3 protein-coding genes are annotated in these 4229 nt (G+C 73.6%); all 3 read right to left on the bottom strand.

The genetic code is table 11. From position 1 onward, the window contains the following. Positions 1 to 17: 17 nt before the first annotated feature. The 3 genes from rox to ACFQ87_RS44815 all read right to left on the bottom strand — a co-directional run bounded on the left by rox (position 18) and on the right by ACFQ87_RS44815 (position 4106). Entirely contained in the window at positions 18 to 1445 is a 1428-nt protein-coding gene (gene rox / locus ACFQ87_RS44825) for a rifampin monooxygenase (RefSeq protein WP_380616812.1), read from the bottom strand. Between the two features lie 473 nt (positions 1446 to 1918). Then, positions 1919 to 3103 (bottom strand): serine hydrolase domain-containing protein, encoded by a 1185-nt coding sequence (locus ACFQ87_RS44820; protein ID WP_380616811.1) that lies wholly within the window; start codon positions 3101 to 3103, stop codon positions 1919 to 1921. Between the two features lie 106 nt (positions 3104 to 3209). Beyond that, positions 3210 to 4106, bottom strand: coding sequence for an alpha/beta hydrolase (locus ACFQ87_RS44815; RefSeq protein ID WP_380616810.1), 897 nt, complete (start codon positions 4104 to 4106; stop codon positions 3210 to 3212). Between the last annotated feature and the right edge of the window lie 123 nt (positions 4107 to 4229).

The following is a 4229-nucleotide window of genomic DNA, read 5'->3' as shown; positions in this document are numbered from 1 at the left end:
CCAGGAGAGGGAGCCGCTCAGGCGGCGGCGCCGAACCACCGGGGCAGCGCGTCGAGCAGGGACTTCCGGTCCTCGCCGACCCACGCCACGTACCCGTCGGGCCGCAGCAGGACGGCGGGGACGTCCAACTCCTCGGTCGCGTCGACGACATGGTCGACCCGGTCCGCCCAGCCGGGGACCGCGAGCCGGCCGCCGGTCCGGTCGAGCAGCAGCCCCCGGCCGCCGCGCATCAGCTCGTACAGGCGCCCCTGCTTGAGCCGGACGTCCCGCAGCCGGCGGCCGAGCAGCTCGTGGCCCTCGCCGAGCTCGTAGCGGACCCCGAACGCGGTGACCATTTCGGTCATGTACCGGTTCACCTCCTCGAAGTCCGCCAGCTTCGAGAGCAGCTCGCGCAGCGCGGCGGGACCGGACCCGGTGCCCAGCAGGGTCATCTGGGCGCGGGTGTTCTCCAGCACCCGGGCGCCCACCGGGTGGCGTTCGGTGTGGTAGCTGTCCAGCAGGTCGGCCGGGGCCCAGCCCTGGATCTCGGCGGCCAGCTTCCAGCCCAGGTTGTAGGCGTCCTGGATGCCGAGGTTGAGGCCCTGACCGCCGGTGGGCGGGTGGATGTGCGCCGCGTCGCCGGCCAGGAAGGCCCGGCCGACCCGGTAGCGCTCGGCCTGCCGGGTGGCGTCGCCGAACCGGGAGAGCCAGCGCGGCGAGTGGGCGCCGAAGTCGGTGCCCGCGACGGCCCGCAGCCGCTGCCGGAACTCCTCCAGGGTGGGCGCGGTGGCGCGGTCCTCGACCACGGCCTCGGCGGGCACGATCACGCGGTACACCCCGTCACCCTGGGGGATCGCGCCGAAGAGCATCTGGGTCCGGCGGACCTCGGTGACGACGGCCTCGACGGTCGCCGGGTCCTCGGTCAGCGACAGCTGGCCCAGCAGTGTGTCGACCTTCGAGGGCTCGCCGGGGAAGCCGACCCCGAGCAGCTTGCGCACCGTGCTGCGCCCGCCGTCGCAGCCGACCAGGTAACGCGAGCGCAGCCGGGTGCCGTCCGCCAGCTCGACGCTCACCCCGTCCTCGTCCTGGCTCAGCCCGACCACCTCCTGGCCGCGCCGGATGTCGGTGCCCAGTTCGAGGGCGTGCTCGTTGAGCAGCTGCTCGGTGACCGGCTGCGGGGTGGTCAGCCCGTACGGGTGGGCGGTGTCCACGCTCTCCGGCCAGGGCTTGTAGACGCCGCCGAAGAAACCGCCGACCGAGAACTTCCCGCTCACCGCGAGGAACCGCTCCAGCAGCCCGCGCTGGTCCATCATCTCCACGCTGCGCACGTGCAGGCCCTGGCCGCGGGACTGGTCGGTCGGCTCGGTCAGCCGCTCCAGCACCACCACCCGCACGTCGTGCAGCCGCAGTTCGCTCGCCAGCATCAGACCGGTCGGCCCGCCGCCGACCACGATCACGTCGATCATCAGTACTTCCCCCATGGGGTTCGCGCGAGGCCCGTACGCGGGACAAAGGCGTATGTATTTCGCGAACCAGAGATTTCGTGCGTTCCAGCCTCGGGCGACGATTCTGCGCCATGACGGGGGCCTTGCCGCAAGGCCCCCCGGTCGCGGTACGTTAGTAGTGACAGGGAGGCGGTGACCTCCCTGTTCTTTCGTTTTCGTCGGCGTTCGGCGCGCCGTCCGTGGGGGTGTCCGGACTGGCGGAATCGCGCGCATGACCGAGCAGCCCGCAGCCGTAGCACCGGTCGCCCGGCGGTGGTGTCGGTGACGGCCCGTAGGCTGCCCGGGTGAACGTCGACGACCTTGACGTGGCCCGTTGGTGGAGGCGCAGCCGCTGACCGGAGGGCGGGACGCCGTCGCCGACGGTCGGCGGATCGCCACGTTCCGGAACACCGTGCGCCGCAGGGCCGACCGGGGGCTGAACCGCTGCGCTCTAGTTAGTGGCCGTCCTCGGGCCGGGTGGGGCCGTCGTGGCCGCACATCGCCTGCCGGTACAGCGCCGCGAGTGCCCCGTCGATCGGGTGGGGCTGGGGCCGACCGGAGGCGTCGGGGACGTTCCAGCGCTGGAGGTTGACCGCGGCGGACAGCCGGCGCGTGCCGTCGGCCCTCGCCAGCGAGATCGTCCCGGCGCCCCAGGCGGAGCCGTCGTGGCCCCAGCAGGTCCCGCAGCCGAGGTCGACCCGGTGCAGCCCGAGGCCGTACTCGATGGTCGTGCCGTCGAAGGCGCGGACCGGGACGGTGCGCTGCATCTGCGCCAGCGAGACGTGGCTGACGATCCGTCCGTCGAGCAGCAGCGCGAAGAAGCGGTTGAGGTCCTCCGTGGTCGACACCAGCGCGGCCGCCGGGCCCACCCAGGACATGTCGTAGTCGCTGTAGTCGCGCGGCGGGTCGATCTTCCCGTAGAAGGACTCGTACATCCGCGGGTGCGGCCCGTCGACGGACGGCCCGGTCGGGAACCCGGTGTGGCGCAGGCCGGCAGGATCGATGACGTCCCGGGTGATGCACTCCTCGGCCGCGACGCCCGTCACCAGCTCCAGGAGCCGGCCGAGCAGCAGGTAGTTGGTGTTGGAGTACACGCCCGTGGGGCCGCCGGGCTCGCCGACGGGCGGCGCGGAGAGGCCCAGGTCGATCAGCTCGACCGGGTCGAAGTGGCGGAAGCGGTTGTCGTCCAGGCTCCCGGTCGAGATGTCCGGCACCGAGGGGAAGTTCCGCAGCGACGGGAACGCGTACGGAAGGTAGTCGGCCAGGCCGCTGGTGTGGTTGAGCAGCATCCGGACCGTCACCTGCCGGCCGCGCTCGCCGGGTACGAGCCGCGGCAGCAGGCCGCCGATCGGCGCGTCGAGCGCTATCCGGCCCCGCTCGACCTGCCGCAGGACCGCGGCGGCGGTGAAGGCCTTGGTGACGCTGCCGACGCGTTGACGCAGCTCGGGAGTGGCAGGGCGGCCGGTGTCGAGGTCGGCCACCCCGGCGGCGCCGCGCCAGATGCGACCGGCGGCGCGCACCTCGGCGAACACCCCGGGCACGCCCGCGCGGTGGACGCCGTCCAGGGCGGACTGCAGGCGGGCGGGGTCGAGGTCGGTCGAGGGGGAGACGGCTGCGCAGAGCGGCAGGCGGAGGTCCATGACGGGTGTCCTTTCGGGGCCGACATCGGGGTCGATCACGGAATCGGCTTCGGGATCTACTTCGGCGCCGGCTTCGGGGTTGACAGGTGGGGCAGCGCGCCGTGCGTCAGTCCGCCAGGGCGCGGCGCAGAACGGCGCCGAGCTCGGCGTTCTGCCGCTGGGAGACTTCGGCGGACACGATCGCCTGCGAGCCGTGGAAGGTGCCCGGCCACTGGTGCAGCTCGACGGACACGCCCGCCTGCAGCAGCCGCAGCCCGTAGCCGAGGTCCTCGTCGCGGTTCGGGCACAGCTCGGCGGTGGCGATGTAGGCCGGGGGCAGGCCGGACAGCTCGGCCGCCCGGGCCGGGGCGGCGTACGGCGTGGCCGGTTGCGCGCCGAGGTAGTGCCGCCAGGCCGTCGTCGCCTTGTCGCGGTTGAACCAGGGCGTGTCGGTGAAGTTCCGCGCCGACCAGGTCTCCTGCCGGTCGTCCAGCGCCGGCTGGTTGAGCAGCTGGAAGCGGATCGCCGGCCCCCGCTCGTCGCGAGCCCGCAGCGCCACCGCGGCCGCGAGCCCGCCGCCCGCGCTGTGGCCGCCGACCGCGATCCGGTCCGGGTCCACGCCGAGCTCGGCCGCGTGCTCGGCGGTCCAGCGCAGGACGGCGTAGGCGTCGTCCAGGGCGGCCGGGTGCGGGTGCTCGGGAGCGAGACGGTAGCCCACCGAGACCACCACCGTGCCGGAGTTTGCCGCGATCCGGGAGGCCCAGGGGTGCTCGGTGTCGACGTTGCCCATGACGAACCCGCCGCCGTGCAGCCAGATGACGGCGCCCTGAGCGCCGGGCGGGGAGTAGATCCGCACGGGGACGTCCGGGTCGCCGGGCACCGTACGGTCCTCGACCGTCAGTTCGCCGGTGTCCGGGGCGGGGACCGCGGCGGCGAGTTCGGCGAGCTGGCGGCGCGCGGACGACGGATCGGCCAGGTCGGTCTGCGGGAACAGCGGGATGAACGCTTCGAGTTCGGGATCCATGCGGACCATCCTGGCGGCCGTAACGCGGCCGGTCACCCGCCGTTCGTCGCGCGTCCCGGCCCGATCGCGCGCCGACCGTCGCACCCGCCGCCGGGCCCGCCGCCCTATCCTGCTGTCATGGAA

Origin of the sequence: Kitasatospora sp. NPDC056531, from assembly GCF_042794375.1 — a bacterium.
Lineage (GTDB): Bacteria > Actinomycetota > Actinomycetes > Streptomycetales > Streptomycetaceae > Kitasatospora.
This window is presented reverse-complemented; position numbering and strand designations above follow the sequence as displayed.

What these genes read in the sequence shown, in the direction of transcription:
- rox (WP_380616812.1), bottom strand. Translation starts at nt 1,445, where the DNA reads ATGATCGACGTGATCGTGGTCGGCGGCGGGCCGACCGGTCTGATGCTG.
- ACFQ87_RS44820 (WP_380616811.1), bottom strand. Translation starts at nt 3,103, where the DNA reads ATGGACCTCCGCCTGCCGCTCTGCGCAGCCGTCTCCCCCTCGACCGAC.
- ACFQ87_RS44815 (WP_380616810.1), bottom strand. Translation starts at nt 4,106, where the DNA reads ATGGATCCCGAACTCGAAGCGTTCATCCCGCTGTTCCCGCAGACCGAC.